Raw genomic sequence first — 20938 nt, 5'->3', positions numbered from 1 at the left:
CGGTCCCCTCCTTCGCAATCGCTTCAGTGGCCGAACTTGTCCGCGTCGGGCTTGCGGCGCTCAGCGAACGAGGCGGCAAGTTCCTTCGACTCCTTGGTTTCCAGGTAGCCACGCAGCAGCAGGTCGTGCGCCATGCGCGAAAGCCCGGATACACCGCCATGGCGGGCGTTGAAGGACGCCTTGATCGAGGCCAAGGCAAAGGCCCCGCGGTCCGCGATCTCCAGGGCGATCTTCTTGGTGAACTCCCAGAGTTGCTCGTCCGGCACGACGTGATTCACCAGACCCCAGTCGAGCGCCTCGCGCGCGGTGAGCTTGGGATTGCGATACCACATCTCCTTCGCCCGCTTCTTGCCGATGAGGTCTTCCAGATACCAGGTGCCGTAGCCACCGTCGAAGCTGCCGACCATCGGGCCCACTTGGCGGAAGATGGCGCTCTCCTTGGCGATGGTGATGTCGCACACGACGTGCAGCACATTGCCGCCGCCCACCGCGAATCCATTGACCATCGCGATGACAGGCTTTTGCAGACGGTCGATCGATTCGTACATCTCCAATGTCGGAAGCGTGCCTGCGTACAGCGTGGTGGCCTCCATGCCATCCTTCTTGCCGCCGGTGCAGAAGACCTTGTCGCCAGCGCCGGTCAGCACGATCACACGCGTGCGAGTCTCGCGTCGGATCTCATTGATGCAATCGCGGATCTCATGGCACATCCGCTCGGTAAACATGTTCCCGTCCTGCGGACGGTTGAGCGTGAGGATGCCGATGGGGCCTTCTTCACGGTAGGTGATTTCTTCGAACTGCATGGCGTCGTCCTCTCAAATGATCTGTTGGGCTCGGAGTTGCTCGATGCGCGTGGCATCGCACTGAAGCCACGCGCTGAGAATCTGTTCGGTATGGGCGCCGAGCTTCGGCGGCGGAGCGTTGGTCCCTTCGGTGCGGCCGTCGAAGCGGATGCCCAGGCCAACCTGCGGGATGTCCCCGCGCGGGCCTTGGGCGCGGTAGATGAATCCGGACTCGTGCAGCGCTGGGTCTTGCGCGACCTCGTCGACTCGCTGGATCGGGCCGGCCGGCACGCGGGCCTTCGCGAGCAGCGCCAGCCAATGAGCGCGCGGCTGCGTCTGCAGAAGTTCGGCAATGACCTTCACGATGTCGTCGCGCTTGGCGCGGCGCTGCGCGTTGCTCGCGAATTCCGGCTCAGCTGCTACCTCCGGGCGGCCTACCGCCTCCCAGAAGCGCTTCCAGATCGCGTCATTGCCCAACCCCAATGTCATCGGACCATCGGCGGTTTCGAAAACTTGATAGATCGCGATCACGCTATCGCGACCGCCGGCGCGGCGAGCCAGGTCCCCGGACCCCAGGTAGGGCATGAGCTTGGGCGTCATGAAGCGCGACATGCTCTCGACCATGGAAATGTCGATGTCGCAGCCCTTTCCTTCGCGCTCGCGCCTGAGCAACGCCGCCAGCACGGCCATCGCCGCATCGCTTCCGGCCAGGAGATCAGCAGCCGGCGTGCCGACTTTCTGAGGGCCGTTTTCCGGCTCCCCGGTGAGGTCCATCACGCTGGAGTAGCCCTCTGCGATCAGGTCATAGCACGGCAGATCCGCACGGCTGCCTTGCAGACCGAAGCCGCTCACGGAGACGTGAATGAGCCGTGGATTGAGGGGCCGAAGCGACGCGGCATCCAGACCCAGCTTGCGCTGCGCGCGCGCCACCAGGTTCAGCAGGACCACGTCGCACTGCGCCACCAGCTGCTTCAAGATTTCCTGGCCTTGAGGTACGGCGATGTCGAGAGTCAAACTCTGCTTGCCGCGATTGACGCTCATGAACCAGAGCGACTCCCCATGCAAAAAAGGAGGGCCCCAGGCGCGCGCGTCATCGCCGCCCTTGGGTTTTTCCACCTTCACCACCGTGGCCCCCATGTCGGCCAGGAGTTGGCCGGCATAGGGTCCTGCAACTGATGAGGTGAGATCGAGGACCTTCACGCCCGCGAGCAGGTCGAGCGCCGGGGCGGACCGCAGCGGAAGGCCGGTAAATGGAAGTGTGGATTCGGGCGTGGACATTGCATTGCTTTGTGCAAGCGGTGTGCCACGTCGCCTTCGCAGCGCGAAACGGCGAAAACAGGGCCTTCCCAGGCCTTCCGTGCAGGATATTCCTCGTCAGCGACCGGTTTCGTGTCTTTCCCGAAGACAGGCCTCAATTCAACAGAAGTATCATGCCCTCAATGGAGACACAAGACACAAGCAGCGCCAAGGCCGCGTCCCTCAAAGATCTGCGCGGCGTGCTGGTCATCGGGCCAGACGGCAATCAGCTGGCCGCAAGCGGCATTGCTCAGCAATCGGAGGCGGCGGGTCGGATCATGGCAGCGTGGCAAGATGCCCGCCGCCGACAACGCCGCCTCTTCGCAGTCGACGGACCAGATGACCAACACATCGTTGTCGTGGTCCTTCCCGGCTCTGATGGGACCGTGCTGGTCGCCATGGAGCGCGATGGCCGAGATCCGCTATTCGAATTCGTGGGCTCGGTCGACTTTGCGGGCGACATCTTTGCGCACTTTCTCACCAATCCCTTCGAAGCGCTGGCGGTGGTCGACCAGAATGCCATCGTGCGCTACATGAGCCCCGTCCATGAGCGGTTCTTCGGGCTGCGACCCGGCGGTGGCATAGGACGCCACACCACCGAGGTCATAGAAAACTCCCGTCTCCAGCACGTGGTCGAGACCGGAAAAGCTGAGATCGGCCTCCTGCACGAAATGCGCGGAATCACACGCGTCGTAGCCCGTCATCCGATTCGCAACACACGGGGCGAATTGGTCGGCGCCATCGGGCAGATCATGTTCAAGGGCCCGGAGCAACTCCAAGCGCTGTCCAACGAGGTTTCCAAACTGAAATCCGAGGTCGCCTACTACCGCCGGGAACTCAACGACCTTCGCAACCGAAGCTACGGTTTGGACCAGATGGTCGGTGACAGTCAGGCCATGCAGCGGCTGAAGCAACAGATCGTGAAGGTGGCGCCGCTCGACGTACCGGTCCTCCTCACGGGCGAGAGTGGTACCGGCAAGGAACTGGCCGCTCACGCGATTCACAAACTCAGCCCCAGACGCGACGGCACGATGGTGATGGTGAACGCCGCGGCCTTGCCGGCCACACTGGTCGAAAGCGAGCTCTTTGGCTACGAGGCGGGCTCCTTCACCGGTGCCGAGCGCAAGGGGCGTAAGGGAAAGATTGAGCAGGCCGATGGTGGCAGCCTTTTCTTCGACGAAGCAGGCGATATGCCGGCAGACGTCCAGGTCAAGTTGCTTCGAGTTTTGCAGGACGGCACTTTCCAGCGCGTAGGGGGCAACGAAGTGCGACGCTCGAACTTCCGCCTCATCAGTGCGAGCAACCGCAACTTCGAGGCGATGATTGCGGATGGCACATTCCGCCTTGACCTCTTCTATCGGATTGGCGGCGTCACCATTCGCCTCCCATCTCTTCGGGAGCGCCTCGAGGACATTCCGATGCTCGTGGAACTGGCGCTGAATCAATTCGCTGAACGGCACGGCCAGCGTGCAAAAAGGGTCTCCGACACCGCCATTGCGTTCCTGCAATCCCAGCGCTGGCCCGGCAATGTACGCCAACTGATGCACACCGTAGAGCGCGCGGCGATCTTCAGCGACTCAGAGGTCATCGAGCCCAGTGACTTCGGCATGATTGACACGGGGCCGGAAGAATCCTCTCAGCTAGTGGCTGCGCCTGCGCAAAGCGCCTCCCCTTCTGCGGCGCCCGGCGCGCCGCGTCAGCCGATGCGTGTGAGCAGTGCGGTCGAACAGGTGGAGGAGCAACTCATCCGGCAAGCGATGGCCAAGTTCAACGGCAACAAGAAGCGCGTGGCTACTGAGTTGGGAATTTCGCGCTCTTACCTGTACAAGCGCCTTGCGCAGATCGGTCTCGGCACAGAGTCCGAGGCTTGAGACCGCCATCGACCTCTAGGATTGCAGCGCGTCAGGATTGGCTTCTCCCAGGTCTGGCGCGCGGTCTCCGGCGTGGTGTCGGAGGCAACGGGTGATGGGCAGCGGTAGCGAAGGCATCTGGGAACCGTCGTCGCTCGCGATGCGTTCCCGAAACAGCCCGCGTTGCTGAAAGTGCGGCGACTCCACCGCTTCCTCCAGGGACTTCACGACAGAGACACACGCGTCGACGCCATCAAAGCGTTCCAGCCATTCGTTCGCGGAGCGTGTGGCAATGATTGCGGCAACGGCCTCCCGTATCCCACCTGGATCCGCGGCGTCATCGAGGAGATGCGGTGCCTCGAGCACGCGAAGGAAGTTTTCCCAGAACTTCTGCTCCAGCGGAGCTGCGGCCAGGTAGCGGCCGTCGTTGGTTCGGTAGACCTGGTACCGCGGCGTCCCGCCAGTGACGAGATCGCCGCCCGGGATGGGCCATTTCCCCGCCGCGAACCCGTTGCCAAGTCCCCAATACACCAGTGGGAACAGGTTGTCCGCCATCGCGATATCGATGAAACACCCCTGTCCACTGCCCTCTCGCGCTCGAAGGGCGAGCAGGATATTCATCATGGCCGGATAGGCGCCACCGACAAGGTCCGCCACCAATACGTTCGGAAGGCCCGGTGCTCCGTCCGACCCGACGGTCAGACCCATGAGGCCTGTTTCTGCTTGATAGTTGAGGTCATGCGCCGCCATGCCGGCAAGCTGTCCATATTGGCCCCACCCCGTGATCGCGCAGTACACAAGGCTTGGATTGATGGCCCGCATCGCCTCATAGCCGAGCCCCAGCCGGTCCATGACACCGGGGCGGAATTGCTCGATTAGCACGTCGGCCTGACGCACGAGGGCGACGGCCTGCTGCACCGCAGTCGGCTCCTTCAGATCCAGCGCTACAGATCGCTTTCCCTGATTCAACAACGCGAAGTTGACGCTCCCGCTGCCGAACTTCGGAACATATGAGCGCATCTCATCTCCCCGGCCGGGCCGCTCGATCTTCAGCACTTCGGCGCCCGCATTTGCCAGGAGAAGGCTGCACATGGGTCCGGGCAGCAGAGTACTGAAATCCACCACACGGACCCCAGCCAAAGGCGCACCCTGCGCCGAAGAGATCTTCGTATTCATCAAGGCGAAGGTGCAAGCGATATGCCACCCAAATCGTCTTCGGCTTCCCCCAACATTGGCAGTCATGTGCACGAAGACGACATTCCGCGTATCGCGCGCGTACAGAATGCTGCGTCCAGGGTCACCGCCTCTCGTGCGCGTAACGACGTGGAGGACGGCACGAGCCTTGCACCGCTCTGGTCCTGTTCACATTCGCGAGGTTCCCATCGTGCTTGCAGTCCAGGTCCAAAAGCCCGGCCCCATCGAAAATCATTCCGTCGAGGAAGTACCTGATCTGCAGGTCGGTCCGGGCCAGGTTCTTGTCGAAGTCAAGGCCGCTGCGGTTAACTACCCAGACCTGCTTGTGATCTCAGGGCGATATCAGACGATTCCACCGTTGCCCTTTTCCCCCGGCAAGGATGCTGCGGGCGTGGTGAGATCCGTCGGTGAAGGCGTGAACCGGGTGAAACCCGGCGACCGCGTGCTTGTGCATGTGGAGTACGGAACATTCGCGACTCTTGCCCTCGCCCGGGAAGATCAATGCCTTCCGCTGCCTAAAGGCATGGCATTTACCGATGCCGTGGCACTCGGCCTTGCAGCCCAGACTGCCTGGTTCGCGCTGCTTGAGCGTGGCGGCTTTGAGCCAGGCCATCGGGTTCTGGTGACCGGCGCAAGCGGTGCGGTAGGTCAGGCGGCCGCGCAGATCGCCAACGCGTTAGGTGGCAGGGTCCTCGCCGCAGCCACCAACGTCGATCGCGCGCGCGGTTTACTGGACGATGGCTCATATCACTTCGTCGACTTGGCGGCACCCAACCTGCGCGAGAGCTTGCGCGAGCAGGTTCACGCCGCTACCGAGGGGCACGGCGCAGACGTCGTGATCGAAACCTTGGGTGGGGACATTTTCGACGCTTCCCTTCGAGCCATGGCCTGGTGTGGCCGAATCGTTACCGTAGGCTTTGCATCCGGCCGCATTCCGGAGATAAAGGCCGGCCACCTGCTGGTCAAGAACATCGCGGCATTGGGCTTGCAGTGGACCGACTACCGGGACCGTCAGCCCCAGCGCGTGGCTCGCGCCCACGCCGCTCTTGCCGCTCTATGGGAGCGTGGCGCGTTGAAGCCCCGAATCATGAAGACACTTCCCTTGACGCAGTGCGCCGAGGCATTTCATCTCATTGACAAACGCCAAGCATCGGGCCGCATCGTCCTCACCATGGACTGAATGCAAGAAGCGGCGAGCCTCCGCGTCCAACTAGCCTCGCCCTAGTGGCATGGGCCCGCGCCTTCTCGGCGGTGGCAATGCCATCCCAAACTCGCCTGCCACCTCACCAACACCGGCGTGCAAACCCCTATTGCTTCTGAATGCCCAGACCTCTGATCAGCGTGTTCATCTGGTCGACGTCGCGCTTGAGGAACTCATCGTATTCATCTGGCGACATGATCATCGACTCCGCGCCGCCTTCACGCATGCGTTCTTTCATTTCCGGGCTCCTCAGCGCGAAATGAAGAGCGTCCGATAGTCTGGTGAGTATCTCTTCGGGCGTCCCCCTAGGAGCCAACGGCCCAACCAAACGTAGTAGTTGAGTTGTAGCCGGGGCCACCCTGCTCGGCGATGGTAGGCGCGTCGGACAGCCCGGGAAGTTGCTTGGAAGAACTGACGCCGAGCACTTTTAGTTGACCTGCTTTGACCTTGCCGGCGCTGCGCTGCTGCCACAAGCCTCGAAGATCATGGTTACACGGCCAGCAATCACGGCCGGCATTGCGGCGCCGTTGCCCTTGTAGGGTACGTGCATCATCCTGACGCCTGCCCGCTGCAGGAACTGGGCGGCCGCGAGGTGAGTGATGGTGCCCACCCCGGCCGATCCACAGGTGAGCTTGTCCGGCGTATCCTTGGCCCGCGCGATCAAATCCGCTATGGATTTGTCAGGCTGATCGTTTGTACCGCCAGAGGCGCCCCTGTCGCGACCTTGCGGGCAAGGGCATACGTGGCACCCATCAGTTCTGCGTCCGAGAACACCTTGTTGACCAGACCGATGCGCTTGGCCTCACGCGCCTCAACCCATACGCAACTCCAGAACATCTCCGGAGCCTTGGCCGCGCCGACGATGCGCGGCAGCAGATAGGCACCCTCGCCGCCTAGAATAAGGCCCATCTTGGCGTAGGTTTCGGCAAAGCGCGCGCTTTCGGCCGCGAATCGAATGTCGCAGGCCAAGGCGATTGGCCAGGCTGCCTCCCGTCGTAAAGCCATTCAAAGCCGCAATCACCGGCTTGTCGATTTCCGCAAGCTTGCGCGGGAGTCGCTGCACACCTTCAACAAGGAGGTTGCGAATCTCGGCCGCGCTTTTCTTCGCACTGGCACCGAAACCATCTACATCACCGCCCGTAGTGAACGCGCGACCGCTGCCTGTCATCACAATGACCCGGACATCGGGATTGGTCCGGGCATCCTCTGAGGACAGCAACCAATCTTCGAGCATCGGACCGGTAAATGCATTGAGCTTGTCAGGCCGATTCAGGGTGATGGTTGCGATGCCATCAAGGATCTCGTACTTGACCAACTCGGACATGGCTCCGGTCCTGAACGCTGTGTGACGGAATCATCCTTGCGGATGTCGCGCAGGCGTGTCTTTCCCTGGTGGCGGTCGGCCAGCTTGTAACCCAGCGCGTCCTCTGCAATCATGATCTTCTGCACATTGGCAGAGCCCTCTCCGGTGAAGAAAAGGTCAGCATAGACACGGTTGTAGGAGACGGGGTACTCTTCTGCCAAGCTGTGGCCTCCGAAGATCAGCACCGCCTTGTCGGCGCACATCTTGGCCGTCTGCGACGCGTGGAACTTGGCTATTGCGGCAAAGCGGTTGTGGGGCATGCTGTTGTCCATCAGCATGGCCGCTTTGTAGACGAGCGCTCGACTTGCCTCAATCGCTACCGCCATCTCGGCAATGTCCGACTGGATCATCTGGAAGTGCCCGATGGGGCTGATCGCGAAATTCGCGCTCGTTCACGTAGCGAACGGCCTCCTCGAAGCACCTGCGCGCCACGCCCCACCGCCTTAGCTGCTACGCCCACGCGACCGGGTTGCAGTGTGCGCATGATGATCTTGGACCCTTCGCCTTCCTCGCCGAGCCGGTCCTCCACGGGCACGACGAAGTCGCCGAGGACACGATATTCGTCCGCATTGACTTGGAAATCCCTAGACAGTCAATCGGTGTGGCATTCCAGCCGAGGTATTTCTTGGGGTGAACAATGAAGGCAATTACGCCTTTGGCACCGGCGCTTCGATTCGTTCGGGCCAGCAACACGCACACATCGGTTTCGTTGGCCATGGAGGCCCACATCTTCTGACCGGAGATCCGATAAACATCGCCATCGCGCTTGGAAGGTTTTCATGTTGCCTTCAGCGTCGGAGCTGCCGCCGGACTCGGTCAGCGACATCATGCCAATCGTCTTGCCTGCAACCAGGTTCGGCACATATTTTCGAATCTGCTCCGGCGTTCCGCCGAAATAGATGGCGCTAGGGGATGTCGATCCCTGCTGGTTATTGCACGAGGCGAAGCGCACATCGTTGCGCACTGTCTCTTCCTGAATAACGGCAGCTGCCAGATAGCCCATGTCGCTACCCCCCACCGACTCAGGAAACACTGCGCCGTACAGGCCGGCAACTCCGGCCTTCCTCACGAGATCGCGTGGAAACTCTCGCCGCTTCTCGTATCCGTCCATTGCCGGCTTCACCTCCGTCTCCATGAAGCGGTTGACCATGTCACGGACCGCTTCGATCTCGGGTGACAACTCGGAAACACTGCCGATATGTCCATCAAGTCTCTCCTGGTATCTCGAATACCGGAATACGCCCCCGCCTACTTTGGTGATTGGCCCGACGTACCTCCGTTGTGAGGAGCAGCAGCAGCAGCACCTACGAAATCGGGGCGCCGCTTCTCGATGAGGGCCGCCAGACCTTCGCGGAACTCGGGATTGGACATGGCGAGCACCTGACCGAATCCCTCAAAGGCGAACATCTCATGCAGAGATGTTTCGAAGCTTCGCGCCATCAAAGTCTTTGCCAGGCCCATGACCTCAGCAGGGCCTTCTGCGAGACGCCGTGCCTCAGCAAGGCCGGCATCGTCCACTTCCTCGTCGGCGACGACCTTTGCGACCAGTCCCAATTCGAGCGCTTCCTGCGGAGACAGGGTTGCACCGCTGAAGAGAAAGTTCTTCGCGCGCGCCATGCCGATCAAGCGTGGCAAGTGGTACATCATCCCGATGTCTGGCACGGTTCCTAGCCTGAAGAAGCCGGACATGAACTTCGCACTCTCACCCGCGATCACGACGTCACCGGTGAGCGCAAGGCCCATTCCTCCACCGACTGCGTGTCCGCGAACACCGACCACGACCGGCTTGTCCAGCGTGATCAGTGGCGTCAGCCAGCGGCCGAGACTTCGGAACCGACGATGCACCGGCCAAGGGTCGCATCCGGCTTGCAACATCTGGAAATCCCCCCCGGAGCAGAAGGTCGGCCCTTCGCCCGTCAGGTACACAGCCCTCACAGAAGTCTCGCCTTCCGCGGTCTCCACGGCTTCCCCCAATTGACGACGCAGTTCCGCCGTCAGCGAGTTGCGATTCTCAGCACACGCCAGCCGGATCACCAAGACCGAACCCTGCTGGGACACCTTCACAACTTCATCGCTCATCAAGCACTCCTTCGCACCGCCTTCCGTCGCGGCGATAGTCCGTAACTGCAATCCACGTGCCATGGGGTTTTCACCGCGAATCTCGCTCAGATAGGCATCTGAGCCGCCTCGGCTGTTCTTCTCGAACACACGCAGTGTTCGCAAAAGACACTTCGCCTTCATGGGTGCCCTAGCGCCATCGCACCCTCAATAGCATTCCTTTCAGGGGAACGAACGAGCGCATTGGGGTGGGTCGGCTTGGTTCCGCGGCAAGCTGGCATACGGATTGCGGTTGAAGTGGCACTGGAACTGACACACGGAGAAAGCTGCATGTTCAACAACGACACTCTGAAAGGTCGCACCGCCCTCATCACCGGCGGCGGTACCGGCCTCGGCTTGGAAATCGCGACCGCCTATGCGCGCCTGGGCGCGTCGGTCATGCTCGTAGGTCGCAACGAAGAGCGTGTACAGGCTGCCGCCGAGACGTTGAATCGCGACGGAGTCAAGGCCGCGGCGGCCAAATGCGATGTTCGGAACTACGACGAAGTGAAGGCTGCAGTCGAGGGGACCGTGAAGCAATTCGGATCGCTCGACATCCTGATCAACAATGCCGCAGGCAACTTTGTCTGTCCGACCTCGGAACTGTCACCGAACGGCTTCCGAACCGTCATCGACATCGATCTCAATGGCACCTTCTACGGTTGTCATGCTGCATACCCTCATCTGAAAGCCTCCAAGCATGGAGGCTCCATCATCAGCATCATCACCATGTTGGGCGTGACCGGCTGGCCGGGAGCCGCTCACGCAGCATCGGCCAAGGGCGGGATCCTTTCCCTGTCGCGAACACTAGCGGTTGAATGGGGCGGCGATGGCATTCGCGTGAACACCATCTCTCCAGGGCCGATTGGCGACACCGAGGGTGTGCAGCGGATGTACATCGATGCAGGCAAGGGTGACCTCGAGGCCAAGAAGACCGCCCTGGGCCGATTCGGTGCAAAGGTCGATATTGCGAATGCCGCGGTCTACCTCGCTTCGGATCTCGCCGGCTACGTCACAGGAGAAAACCTGATCGTCGATGGCGGACGCTGGCTGAAGTACGTCGCGGCCTGATAGGACCGAATCCAAGCATCTTCCCAACGGGATACAGCGGCGCGGCGATCTGTCGTTGTCGCGGACACGCTGTGTCTGCGGGTCGCCGTGGACGACACATCGTGGTATCCCGAATCGGGTCTCTTCGATGGCCAAGGCAGGTGTAAGCCTGTCTTCTGGTCACGAAGTGGCAAGCCTATCGAGGTCTGCACGCCTACTCGTAGAGCGTAGAAGCGAACACTAAAACGGAGCAATCCAGTGAGCCTGGAAATTCAAAAGGTCGGCGTGGTCGGCGCCGGCGCCATGGGACGTGGCATCGCGCAAGTATGCGCAGCTGCAGGCTGCCACGTGCGGCTGTTCGACATGAACCCTGAGGCCGTCGTTCGGGCGCGCGATGCTGTGAGGGATGACCTCGCTCAAGGCGTTCGAAAAGGCCGCGCGACGCAGGAAGACGCTGACGGCACCTTGGCGCGGGTGCAACTGGCGACGGATCTGGTCCAGCTCGGCGACTGCGATCTCGTGGTCGAAGCAATCGTGGAACAACTAGAAGCCAAACAGAGTCTGCTTCGCAGTCTCGAGGCAATCGTTTCACAAAACTGCATCCTCGCGACCAACACCTCGTCCCTCAGCGTGACTGCCATAGCGGCGGCGTGCTCCGGTCCCCAACGCGTGGCAGGTTGGCACTTCTTCAATCCGGTGCCGAGAATGAGGCTCGCGGAGATCGTACAGGCACCGCGCACGTCCACCGGGGTCGTCAACTCTTTGGTCGAGCTGACCAAGCGAGTCGGCCACAGGGCGGTGGTCACATCGGATTCGCCAGGCTTCGTCGTGAATCACGCCGGGCGGGCATTCGTCACAGAGGGCTTGAAGCTTTTGGCGGAGCGGGCGGCCGATCACACTGTGCTGGATGCGATCTTGAGAACATGCGCCGGTTTTCGCATGGGCCCCTTCGAACTGCTGGATCTGACCGGCCTCGATGTCTCAGTGCCGGTGATGGAGTCGATCCATTCGCAGTACTACGGCGATGACCGCTATCGACCCGTGGCACTGGCTCGCACGCGCATGACCGCGGGCCTGCTGGGCCGCAAGAGCAAGGAAGGCTTCTATCGCTACGAAGACGGCGCTGCTCCCGAATCGAGGCCGCAACTCGCCGTCGATCCTGACGGCCTTCAACCCAGCGTCTGGTGGCCAACTGAAGGAGCCGAAACGCTGCCGGCGGAGATCACCGCGCTGCTTCCGTCGGTACGGCGAAGCTCCGATCCGGATGACGCCGATCTGATCCTGCTCGCTCCACTAGGAGCCGACCTATCGACAACGGTTTCGGAGATGGCGATCGATGCGAGCAAGGCGCTGGCGATCGATCCCGTCTTCAGCAGCAAGGCCGGCGTCACGCTGATGGCCTCGCCGGCCACCGCGTCGAGGACAGTCCAATCGGCGCAGCGAATGTTCGCCGCGCAGGGTATTCCGTCGTTCGTAGTCGCCGACTCCCCCGGCTATGTTGCGCCACGCGTTGTTTCCTGCATCGTCAACCTTGCTTGCGAGATGGCTCAGCAGGGAGTTGCATCGCCCACGGACGTCGATGCCGCTGTCCGGCTCGGCTTGGGCTACCCGTCGGGCCCATTTGAATGGGGCGATCGCATCTGCCCGAAACGCGTCCTCACGATTCTTCAGGGGCTTCATGACACTTTCGGTGACCAGCGCTACCGACCGTCGCCCTGGTTGGTTCGCCGAGCCAATCTGTCCTTGCCATTGTCGGCACCAGATCGAGCCGCCTAACCTCTTCTAGCGGAATCGCACCCTCATGACCAACGAAGCTTTCATCTGCGACGCCATCCGCACGCCTTTCGGCCGCTACGGCGGTTCTCTGTCGAGCGTCCGCGCCGACGACCTCGCCGCGGTGCCGATCAAGGCACTCATGGAGCGCAACAAGAACGTCGACTGGCAAGCCGTCGCCGACGTGCTCTACGGCTGCGCGAACCAGGCTGGCGAAGACAACCGCAACGTGGCGCGCATGGCCGGTCTGCTCGCGGGCCTGCCGATCGAAGTCGGCGGCGGCACCATCAACCGCCTTTGCGGCTCGGGCCTCGATGCCGTCGGCAGCGCAGCGCGCGCTATCAAGGCGGGCGAAGCCGGCCTGATGATCGCGGGCGGCGTCGAAAGCATGAGCCGCGCGCCCTTCGTCATGCCGAAGGCCGAGAGCGCCTTCAGCCGCTCCAATGCGGTGTACGACACCACCATCGGCTGGCGCTTCGTCAACAAGCTGATGAAGGCGCAGTACGGTGTCGATTCCATGCCCGAGACGGCCGAGAACGTGGCAACCGACTACAAGATCGAGCGCGAGGCGCAAGACCGCATGGCACTCGCTTCGCAGCAGCGCGCGGTTGCCGCGCAGAAGTCGGGCTTCTTCGACGCCGAGATCGTGCCCGTGAGCGTGGCGCAGAAGAAGGGCGATCCGATCGTCGTCTCCAAGGACGAGCATCCGCGCGACACCAGCCTCGAAGCACTCGCCAAGCTCAAGGGCGTGGTCCGCCCCGACGGCACGGTGACGGCTGGCAACGCCAGCGGCGTGAACGACGGTGCCTGCGCGCTGCTGCTGGCTGATGAAGCGACCGCCGCGAAGAACGGCCTCACGCCGCGCGCCCGCGTGATCGGCATGGCGACTGCCGGCGTCGCGCCGCGCATCATGGGCATCGGCCCGGCGCCCGCGACGCAGAAAGTGCTCGCGCAAACGGGCCTCAAGCTCGACCAGATCGACGTGATCGAACTCAACGAAGCTTTCGCCGCACAAGGTCTGGCGGTGCTGCGTCTTCTGGGTCTCAAGGACGACGATGCGCGCGTCAACATCAACGGTGGCGCGATTGCGCTCGGCCACCCGTTGGGCGCCAGCGGTGCGCGTCTTGCGACCACCGCGATCAACCAACTGCACAAGGGCGGCGGCCGCTATGCGCTGTGCACGATGTGCATCGGCGTCGGCCAAGGCATCGCGGTCATCCTGGAGCGCGTCTAGGCGAGCCATAACAACAGAAAGCGGAGAAGGAACAATGCTGATAGGAGTGCCAGCCGAGATTGCGGCGGGCGAAAACCGGGTGGCTGTCACATCTGAGACGGTCAAGAAGTTAACAGCGCAAGGTCACCTCTTGCGGGTCGCGCGGGGCGCCGGGACTGCCGCAAGCACGCCCGACTCTGCCTACGAGGCAGCGGGCGCTGAGCTCACAGATCAAAACGGGGCTTTTGACTGTGAGTTGGTGCTTAAAGTTAGATCACCGCTCGAGAGCGAGATCGCGTTGCTGAAGCCGGGCACGACCGTTGTCGGCATGCTCAACCCTTTCGACGTCGCAGGCCTGCAACGACTGGCCGCCGCCGGGCTCACCTCCTTCGCGCTCGAAGCCGCCCCCCGCACCACGCGCGCGCAGAGCATGGACGTGCTCTCCTCGCAGGCCAACATCGCCGGCTACAAGGCCGTCATGATGGCCGCCGACAAGTACCAGCGCTTCTTCCCCATGCTGATGACGGCGGCCGGCACCGTGAAGGCGGCCCGTGTCGTGATCCTGGGCGTCGGCGTGGCCGGCTTGCAGGCGATTGCCACCGCCAAGCGCCTGGGCGCCGTGATCGAAGCCTCGGACGTGCGTCCCTCGGTCAAGGAACAGGTCGAGTCCCTCGGCGGCAAGTTCATCGACGTGCCCTACGAGACGGCCGAAGAGAAGGAAGCCGCCGAAGGCGTCGGCGGCTACGCGCGCCCCATGCCCCAGAGCTGGCTCGATCGCCAGAAGGTGGAAGTCGCCAAGCGCGTGGCGCTGGCCGATGTGGTCATCAGCACCGCCCTGATCCCCGGCCGCGCTGCCCCCACCCTCATCACCGAGGACATGGTCAAGGCGATGAAGCCCGGTTCCGTCATCGTCGACATCGCCGCCGGCAAGGGCCCTGTCAATCCCGATGGTGGCATCGGCGGCAACTGCCCGCTCTCCGAAGCCGACAAGACGGTCATCAAGCATGGCGTGACGATCATCGGCGAGACCAACCTGCCGGCGCTCGTGGCGGCCGATGCCTCCTCGCTCTACGCGCGCAATGTGCTGGACTTCCTCAAGCTCGTGCTGCCCAAGGAGGGGGGCCTGAAGATCGACCTCGAGGACGACATCGTCGCCGCCTGCCTGATGACGTTCGGCGGCGAAGTGAAGAGAAAGTAGAACATGGAAGTCAGTCATACCGTCATCAACCTCATCATCTTCGTGCTGGCCATCTACGTGGGCTACCACGTGGTGTGGACCGTCACCCCGGCGCTGCATACGCCGCTGATGGCTGTGACCAACGCCATTTCCGCGATCGTCATCGTGGGCGCGATGCTGGCGGCGGCGCTCACCGAATCCACGCTTGGCAAGACCATGGGCGTGCTGGCCGTGGCGCTGGCGGCGGTGAACGTCTTCGGCGGCTTCCTGGTCACCCGGCGCATGCTGGAGATGTTCAAGAAGAAGGACAAGAAGGCGGCCGCCGGTGGTGAGAAGGGAGATGCAGCATGAGCATGAACGTCGTCACGCTGCTGTACCTCGTTGCCAGTGTCTGCTTCATCCAGGCCCTGAAAGGCCTGTCCCACCCGACCACCTCCATCCGCGGCAACATCTTCGGCATGGTCGGCATGGCCATTGCCATCCTGACCACTGCGGCGCTGATCGTTCAGCTCTCCGGCGGCAAGGCCATCGGCATGGCCTGGGTGCTGCTGGGCCTCGTGGTCGGTGGCGGCTGCGGCGCCTACCGCGCCAAGACCGTCGAGATGACGCAGATGCCTGAGCTGGTGGCCTTCTTCCACAGCATGATCGGTCTGGCGGCCGTCTTCATCGCCGTCGCGGCGGTGGTCGAGCCGTGGGCCTTCGGCGTCACCCCGCCCCCGGTGCCGGCCGCCGTGGGCGTCAACACGCCTGAAGGCGCCGCGATCGTGGACGGGTTCCTGCGCTACGCGATCCCGACGGGCAACCGGCTGGAGCTGTTCCTGGGCGCCGCCATCGGCGCGATCACCTTCAGCGGCTCGGTCATCGCCTTCGGCAAGCTCTCGGGCAAGTACAAGTTCCGCCTCTTCCAGGGCGCGCCGGTGCAGTTCAAGGGCCAGCACATGCTGAACCTGATCCTGGGGCTGGTGACCATCGGCCTGGGTCTGGTCTACATGGCCACCGAGAGCTGGGCGGCGTTCCTCTTGATGGTGCTCCTGGCCTTCGTGATGGGGGTGCTCATCATCATCCCGATCGGTGGGGCGGACATGCCGGTGGTGGTGTCGATGCTCAACAGCTACTCGGGCTGGGCGGCCGCGGGCATCGGCTTCAGCCTGAACAATGCGATGCTGATCGTGGCGGGCAGCCTCGTGGGCAGCTCGGGCGCGATCCTCTCCTACATCATGTGCAAGGCGATGAACCGCTCGTTCTTCAACGTGATCCTGGGTGGCTTCGGCGGCGAGGCGGCTGCGGGTGGGGCCGGGGGGGCCAAGGAGCAGCGGCCGGTCAAGAGCGGCAGTGCGGACGACGCGGCCTTCGTGCTCAGCAATGCAGAGACCGTGATCATCGTGCCGGGCTACGGCCTCGCAGTGGCACGCGCGCAGCATGCGGTGAAGGAGCTCGCGCAGAAGCTCACCGAGCACGGCGTGACCGTGAAGTACGCGATCCACCCGGTGGCGGGCCGGATGCCGGGCCACATGAACGTGCTGCTCGCCGAAGCCGAGGTGCCCTACGACCAGGTCTTCGAGATGGAAGACATCAACAGCGAGTTCGGCCAGGCGGACGTGGCGATCATCCTGGGGGCCAACGACGTGGTGAACCCGGCTGCGCTGCAGAAGGGCACGCCGATCTACGGCATGCCGATCCTGGAGGCCTACAAGGCCAAGACCGTGATCGTGAACAAGCGGAGCATGGCCGCGGGCTATGCGGGGCTGGACAACGAACTCTTCTACATGGACAAGACCATGATGGTCTTCGGCGACGCCAAGAAGGTCGTGGAAGACATGGCCAAGGCGATCGAGTAGATCTCAGCAATGGCGCCTCTCGTCCTGCTGCGTCATGGTCAGTCCGAGTGGAACTTGGACAACCGATTCGCCGGATGGATGGATGTGGGTCTTACCGCCACAGGGGTCGAGCAGGCGCAGCGCACCGGCGCCTTCATGCGTCAGCACGGGATGAAATTCGATCGCTGCTATACGAGCGTGCTGAAGCGTGCCGCTCAAACTGCCCGCTTCTGTCTCGAATCAATGGCCAGCGGCGACATTCCGATCGAGCACCACTGGCGCCTCAACGAGCGGCACTATGGCGCGCTGCATGGTCTCGGAAAAGAAGCAGTTGCCCGCGAGTTCGGCGAGGTGCAGCTTCGCCTGTGGCGCCGGAGCTATGCGACGCGACCTCCCGCGGCTTCGGATCTGGAAACAGACGCGTTCCGTCGGGATCCTCGTTACGCCGAAGCGTCCGTGCCTACCTCGGAATCTCAAGCGGATACCGTCGTGCGCGTCGAGCCGTTCCTGAAGAAAGTACTCCGCCCTGCCCTTGCCAGCGGAACCCGTACCCTGATCGTTGCCCATGGGACGTCCCTGCGTGCCGTGGTCAAACTTCTGTGTGGCATCAGCGGATCTGACATGTTGAAACTTGAGTTCCCGAACGGAATCCCATTCCTGATCGAATTCGGCCCGACTGGACGCGCGATGCTGCCCTACGGACTGCATGAATGACTACGCCTCCTTTTGACTGATCGGTCGTGAAGAGGATCTTCGGCACAGGTCTTGCGGCTTCAGGAACTCTCTTATTTGAGGTGCAACGATGGAATACAGGAGACTCGGCCGCTCCGGCTTGAAAGTTTCGCCCCTATGCCTGGGGGCCATGATGTTTGGCGATCAAACGGATGAAGGCGAATCCAACAGCATCATCTCCCACGCGTGTGATGCCGGCGTAAACTTCATCGATACAGCCGACGCCTATGCAGCAGGTGACTCGGAGCGGATCGTCGGAAAAGCCGTGAAGGCAATGCGAGACCGATGGGTCATCGCTACAAAGGTCGGATACTTTGCGGATACGCTGGTTCCAACCGGTGCCGACTTGTCACGCAAGAACGTGTTTCGCTCAGTTGACCAGAGCCTTCAACGGTTGGATACGGACTACATTGACCTCTACTACCTTCATCGGGATGACTGGTCGACGGCGCTCGAGGAGACCATTCATACACTGGCCGACCTCTTGCGGCAGGGACGCATTCGATACTTCGGTGTATCGAACTTCACGGCGTGGCGCCTGGCCGAAGTCGTTCGACTGTGTGACGAAGCTGGAATCGATCGACCGGTCAGTTGCCAGCCCCAGTACAACGCCATGAATCGCATGCCAGAAGCGGAGCTGCTACCCGCATGTCAGTACTATGGCGTTGGCGTCGTACCCTACAGCCCACTCGCGCGCGGGGTACTGACTGGCAAGTACACCAGTGTCGATCAGCTTCCAGAAGGAAGTCGTGCCGCGCGCAAGGACAAACGCATTCTTCAGACCGAGTTCCGGAGCGAATCGCTGTCACTGGCGAAGGAAATAAAGGCGCATGCCGAAGCTCAAGGCAGCACGGCCTCCCACTTTGCACTGAAGTGGGTGCTGAATAGCGCAGCCGTCACGTCCGTGATCTGCGGGCCCCGCACGTTATCGCAATGGGAAGACTATGCCAAAGCACTCGAAGGGCGACCGTTGACGGCCGATGACGAGGCACTGGTTGATCGCTTGGTGCCACCAGGTCACCCCTCGACCCCGGGCTTCACCGATCCGAACTATCCCGTCAAAGGTCGTCTGGCGCTTTCATAAGGCAGAAACCAACTCGGGCCATTGCGCTCTCTGCACTCCTTCTCGATCCGATGCCGAGCATGAGGCGACTCATTCCATGTCGCTCGTCTGTTTCGACGTCTTGGCTGTCGTCGTCCTCAGTCCGACGGTGTCTTTAACTTGTGCCAAGCCTTTGCTCGGACTGTAAGACCGCCAAGTGGCCCGGCGCGATCGTAAACGTTTCCTCCACCGCCGGGCTACTCGGCGTCCCCAAACGACCCCTCTACTTTGCCTCTAAGCATGCGGTCGTTGGCCTGACGCGCGAGCTTGCAATTGACTTGGCACCGTTCGGTGTACGCGTCAATGCGGTCGCACCCGGGATGGTCAGGACGCCGATGGCCGAGCAGTACTTCGAGGACCCGGAGCGGAACGCTTTCAAACCTCCACTCGCCTCGGCCGCGTCGGCCTGCCGCCAGAGATCGCTGAAGTCATCTCCTTCCTCGCGTCCGACACGGCCAGCTTCGTCAGTGGGGCGGCCATCCCCGTCGACGGTGGTTTCACCGCCGGAAAAGGTTGTTGAAAGTCACGCCCGGGTGGTAAAGACGCAGAGGGCCTTATCAGGCTCGACTGCGTACGGCCATTTGAGCGAGTCAATTGGTGGCCCGAAAGCCATCGTGCAAATCCGCGCGCCATTCACGCGGCGGGCGACGGCAACCATCTTCCCAGCGCCGGCATTCCACCTCGGCCCCACAAGGCCTATCCACAAAACCGGCGTGGCAAGGGCGCGGGATATCAATCGATGAGCATCATGATGCTGGTGATCCCGGCCGCCATGCCACTTCTGGCGGTCGTGAAGGGTCCTAGAACGGGTTCATTCCAATTGGCTCGTCTTCCGCCGTGACGACCTCGGCCGCCTCGCAGTGGATCACCCACGCAACGGCGATTCCGACTAGCGAGACAGAGGCAAAAGCAATGCGCCAGCCCCCGCGCCTCGGTCGAAACAGTCCATGAGTGCGAGACACACGCACGAAATCGAAAGACACGCCGTACGCATCTGCCAAGAGTCTTGAAGCATTGACGCAATATGCAAAGCCCGTGCCCCATGGCGGGCGATGAAGGGCAGGCTTGGGGAAGACCGTACCATGCGGAAGACAAAAGCCCGCTTGCCCCCTTCCTTCCCAATCTGCGCCTGCCCACCAAGGATTCAGTCCGCCATGCCACGCGAAAATATTAACGACCTTCTCGCCTTCATCGCCGTGGCGCGCGAGCGCAGCTTTACCCGCGCAGCCGTCAAACTCGGCGTTTCTCAATCGGCGATCAGTCACACGATCCGTGGCCTCGAGACCAGAATGGGCCTCAAGCTTCTGACACGAACGACGCGCAGCGTTGCCCCCACTGACGCTGGCGATCGCCTGCTTGCAGCCGTCGCCCCTCGTTTCGAGGAGATCGAGAACGAGCTCCTTGCCCTCATCGAGTTGCGCGAGAAGCCGGCCGGCACGATTCGAATCACCACCACGGACTTCGCCGCCGACACAATTCTCTGGCCGCGCTTGTCGAAAGTACTCTCCGACTACCCGGACATCAAGATAGAGATGATCGTGGACTATGGGCTTGCCGACATCGTGGCCGACCGCTTTGATATCGGGGTGCGTTGGGGGAACCAGGTCGCCAAGGACATGTTCGCCGTGCGCGTCGCGCCGGACGTCCGATCGATGGTCGTCGGCGCTCCGGCTTACTTGCAAAGACATGAAGAGCCGAAAACGCCCCAGGATCTGCTGCGCCACAACTGCATCACATTGCGCCTCATGAATGGAGGTCTCTATGCCTGGGAGCTCAAGAAGGGCAAACGGGAGCTTCAGGTCCGCGTGGATGGACAGCTGACTGTCAACGGCGTCTATCAGATGATCAACGCTGCCTTGGACGGTGCAGGTCTAGCCTTCATACCAGAGGATCTCGCGCAGCCGTACCTCGACTCGGGTCGGCTCCGATGGGTTCTCAAAGATTGGACTCCGACGTTTCCCGGCCTGCATATCTTCTATCCAAGCCGCAAGGAATCTTCAAGAGCCCTCTCGGTCGTTGTCGAAGCGCTTCGCTATCGACCCTGAATCCCGCCAACCGCGGAGGTCTTGCTGCGCCAAGGGTGGCTCGGCGTGGGCGATCGGCCCGCGCCTCCGACGTCCGTCGTGTGCTTTTTTGCAAGGCAAAAGCGTTGCCGTCACGGACACCTCTGTCATCTTTCGATACATGCCTCGTGTCGCTGTTGGGGCCATAGCCATGCGGCAGCGATCTACAAACCTCTTCGCAGATAGCTGGCACGACCGTTGCGTTTAGCCGGTCAGAGGCCCCTCATG

18 protein-coding genes and 4 pseudogenes are annotated in these 20938 nt (G+C 62.2%); 13 read left to right on the top strand and 9 right to left on the bottom strand.

Annotated elements, in window-relative coordinates:
• Positions 1-23: 23 nt before the first annotated feature.
• Positions 24-803 (bottom strand): enoyl-CoA hydratase-related protein, encoded by a 780-nt coding sequence (locus tag FHW64_RS27395; RefSeq protein ID WP_184531379.1) that lies wholly within the window; start codon positions 801-803, stop codon positions 24-26.
• Between the two features lie 12 nt (positions 804-815).
• A complete protein-coding gene (locus FHW64_RS27390) occupies positions 816-2060 on the bottom strand; it encodes a CaiB/BaiF CoA-transferase family protein (RefSeq protein ID WP_184531378.1) in 1245 nt (414 codons plus the stop codon).
• Between the two features lie 161 nt (positions 2061-2221).
• On the opposite strand from FHW64_RS27390, the gene FHW64_RS27385 reads away from it, so the two are divergent.
• Positions 2222-3949: a sigma-54-dependent Fis family transcriptional regulator gene (locus FHW64_RS27385; protein WP_184531377.1), complete on the top strand. Its 1728-nt coding sequence runs from the start codon at positions 2222-2224 to the stop codon at positions 3947-3949.
• A gap of 15 nt (positions 3950-3964) precedes the next feature.
• Here the strand turns inward: FHW64_RS27385 and FHW64_RS27380 are convergent, their stop codons facing one another.
• Entirely contained in the window at positions 3965-5104 is a 1140-nt protein-coding gene (locus tag FHW64_RS27380; RefSeq protein ID WP_184531376.1) for a CaiB/BaiF CoA-transferase family protein, read from the bottom strand.
• Between the two features lie 208 nt (positions 5105-5312).
• On the opposite strand from FHW64_RS27380, the gene FHW64_RS27375 reads away from it, so the two are divergent.
• Positions 5313-6302: an NADPH:quinone oxidoreductase family protein gene (locus FHW64_RS27375; protein ID WP_311733376.1), complete on the top strand. Its 990-nt coding sequence runs from the start codon at positions 5313-5315 to the stop codon at positions 6300-6302.
• A 127-nt stretch (positions 6303-6429) separates the two neighbouring features.
• Here FHW64_RS27375 and FHW64_RS34785 read toward each other — a convergent pair.
• The 6 genes and pseudogenes from FHW64_RS34785 to FHW64_RS27335 all read right to left on the bottom strand — a co-directional run bounded on the left by FHW64_RS34785 (position 6430) and on the right by FHW64_RS27335 (position 9765).
• Positions 6430-6987 (bottom strand): annotated as a pseudogene (locus FHW64_RS34785) (Bug family tripartite tricarboxylate transporter substrate binding protein).
• 5 nt (positions 6988-6992) lie between these two features.
• Complete coding sequence (locus FHW64_RS27355) at positions 6993-7292, bottom strand: enoyl-CoA hydratase/isomerase family protein (protein WP_184531372.1); 300 nt, start codon at positions 7290-7292, stop codon at positions 6993-6995.
• 46 nt (positions 7293-7338) lie between these two features.
• Positions 7339-7557, bottom strand: a pseudogene (locus FHW64_RS34910) (enoyl-CoA hydratase-related protein); the annotation flags it as partial.
• A 35-nt stretch (positions 7558-7592) separates the two neighbouring features.
• Positions 7593-8051 carry an acyl-CoA dehydrogenase family protein gene (locus FHW64_RS27345; protein ID WP_311733379.1) on the bottom strand — a complete coding sequence of 153 codons (459 nt, stop codon included), beginning with the start codon at positions 8049-8051 and terminating at the stop codon, positions 7593-7595.
• Between the two features lie 227 nt (positions 8052-8278).
• Positions 8279-8866: an acyl-CoA dehydrogenase family protein gene (locus FHW64_RS27340; protein WP_260306392.1), complete on the bottom strand. Its 588-nt coding sequence runs from the start codon at positions 8864-8866 to the stop codon at positions 8279-8281.
• A 68-nt stretch (positions 8867-8934) separates the two neighbouring features.
• Positions 8935-9765, bottom strand: coding sequence for an enoyl-CoA hydratase/isomerase family protein (locus tag FHW64_RS27335; protein ID WP_184531369.1), 831 nt, complete (start codon positions 9763-9765; stop codon positions 8935-8937).
• Positions 9766-10074: 309 nt separating this feature from the next.
• Between FHW64_RS27335 and FHW64_RS27330 the strand changes: the two genes are divergently transcribed.
• The 11 genes and pseudogenes from FHW64_RS27330 (at position 10075) to FHW64_RS27285 (ending at position 20692) form a co-directional block, all read left to right on the top strand.
• Positions 10075-10854, top strand: coding sequence for an SDR family oxidoreductase (locus FHW64_RS27330; protein WP_184531368.1), 780 nt, complete (start codon positions 10075-10077; stop codon positions 10852-10854).
• A 237-nt stretch (positions 10855-11091) separates the two neighbouring features.
• Positions 11092-12609: a 3-hydroxyacyl-CoA dehydrogenase gene (locus FHW64_RS27325; protein ID WP_311733375.1), complete on the top strand. Its 1518-nt coding sequence runs from the start codon at positions 11092-11094 to the stop codon at positions 12607-12609.
• Positions 12610-12634: 25 nt separating this feature from the next.
• Positions 12635-13840: a 3-oxoadipyl-CoA thiolase gene (gene pcaF, locus FHW64_RS27320; protein ID WP_184531367.1), complete on the top strand. Its 1206-nt coding sequence runs from the start codon at positions 12635-12637 to the stop codon at positions 13838-13840.
• Positions 13841-13874: 34 nt separating this feature from the next.
• Positions 13875-15017 (top strand): NAD(P) transhydrogenase subunit alpha, encoded by a 1143-nt coding sequence (locus tag FHW64_RS27315; protein ID WP_184531366.1) that lies wholly within the window; start codon positions 13875-13877, stop codon positions 15015-15017.
• 3 nt (positions 15018-15020) lie between these two features.
• Positions 15021-15347 (top strand): NAD(P) transhydrogenase subunit alpha, encoded by a 327-nt coding sequence (locus tag FHW64_RS27310; protein WP_184531365.1) that lies wholly within the window; start codon positions 15021-15023, stop codon positions 15345-15347.
• A complete protein-coding gene (locus FHW64_RS27305) occupies positions 15344-16834 on the top strand; it encodes an NAD(P)(+) transhydrogenase (Re/Si-specific) subunit beta (protein WP_184531364.1) in 1491 nt (496 codons plus the stop codon). Before FHW64_RS27310 ends, FHW64_RS27305 begins: the two co-directional genes overlap by 4 nt.
• A gap of 9 nt (positions 16835-16843) precedes the next feature.
• Complete coding sequence (locus FHW64_RS27300; RefSeq protein ID WP_184535989.1) at positions 16844-17527, top strand: 2,3-diphosphoglycerate-dependent phosphoglycerate mutase; 684 nt, start codon at positions 16844-16846, stop codon at positions 17525-17527.
• Positions 17528-17615: 88 nt separating this feature from the next.
• Complete coding sequence (locus FHW64_RS27295; RefSeq protein ID WP_184531362.1) at positions 17616-18629, top strand: aldo/keto reductase; 1014 nt, start codon at positions 17616-17618, stop codon at positions 18627-18629.
• Between the two features lie 140 nt (positions 18630-18769).
• Positions 18770-19000: pseudogene (locus tag FHW64_RS34905) on the top strand (SDR family NAD(P)-dependent oxidoreductase); the annotation flags it as partial.
• 26 nt (positions 19001-19026) lie between these two features.
• Positions 19027-19167 (top strand): annotated as a pseudogene (locus tag FHW64_RS34900) (SDR family oxidoreductase); the annotation flags it as partial.
• 634 nt (positions 19168-19801) lie between these two features.
• Complete coding sequence (locus FHW64_RS27285; RefSeq protein WP_184531360.1) at positions 19802-20692, top strand: LysR family transcriptional regulator; 891 nt, start codon at positions 19802-19804, stop codon at positions 20690-20692.
• The last annotated feature ends 246 nt before the right edge of the window (positions 20693-20938 follow it).

The sequence above is a fragment of the Variovorax sp. Sphag1AA genome (assembly GCF_014192575.1).
Taxonomy (GTDB): Bacteria; Pseudomonadota; Gammaproteobacteria; order Burkholderiales; family Burkholderiaceae_C; genus Variovorax.
The sequence above is the reverse complement of the archived record's forward strand: the minus strand, read 5'-3'. Positions and strand labels throughout refer to the sequence as shown.

Bases quoted from the DNA above. Each gene is read 5' to 3' on its own strand.
- FHW64_RS27330 (WP_184531368.1), top strand. From the start codon at position 10,075: ATGTTCAACAACGACACTCTGAAAGGTCGCACCGCCCTCATCACCGGC.
- pcaF (WP_184531367.1), top strand. From the start codon at position 12,635: ATGACCAACGAAGCTTTCATCTGCGACGCCATCCGCACGCCTTTCGGC.
- FHW64_RS27385 (WP_184531377.1), top strand. From the start codon at position 2,222: ATGGAGACACAAGACACAAGCAGCGCCAAGGCCGCGTCCCTCAAAGAT.
- FHW64_RS27380 (WP_184531376.1), bottom strand. From the start codon at position 5,104: ATGAATACGAAGATCTCTTCGGCGCAGGGTGCGCCTTTGGCTGGGGTC.
- FHW64_RS27295 (WP_184531362.1), top strand. From the start codon at position 17,616: ATGGAATACAGGAGACTCGGCCGCTCCGGCTTGAAAGTTTCGCCCCTA.
- FHW64_RS27285 (WP_184531360.1), top strand. From the start codon at position 19,802: ATGCCACGCGAAAATATTAACGACCTTCTCGCCTTCATCGCCGTGGCG.
- FHW64_RS27300 (WP_184535989.1), top strand. From the start codon at position 16,844: ATGGCGCCTCTCGTCCTGCTGCGTCATGGTCAGTCCGAGTGGAACTTG.
- FHW64_RS27315 (WP_184531366.1), top strand. From the start codon at position 13,875: ATGCTGATAGGAGTGCCAGCCGAGATTGCGGCGGGCGAAAACCGGGTG.
- FHW64_RS27390 (WP_184531378.1), bottom strand. From the start codon at position 2,060: ATGTCCACGCCCGAATCCACACTTCCATTTACCGGCCTTCCGCTGCGG.
- FHW64_RS27310 (WP_184531365.1), top strand. From the start codon at position 15,021: ATGGAAGTCAGTCATACCGTCATCAACCTCATCATCTTCGTGCTGGCC.
- FHW64_RS27395 (WP_184531379.1), bottom strand. From the start codon at position 803: ATGCAGTTCGAAGAAATCACCTACCGTGAAGAAGGCCCCATCGGCATC.
- FHW64_RS27335 (WP_184531369.1), bottom strand. From the start codon at position 9,765: ATGAGCGATGAAGTTGTGAAGGTGTCCCAGCAGGGTTCGGTCTTGGTG.
- FHW64_RS27305 (WP_184531364.1), top strand. From the start codon at position 15,344: ATGAGCATGAACGTCGTCACGCTGCTGTACCTCGTTGCCAGTGTCTGC.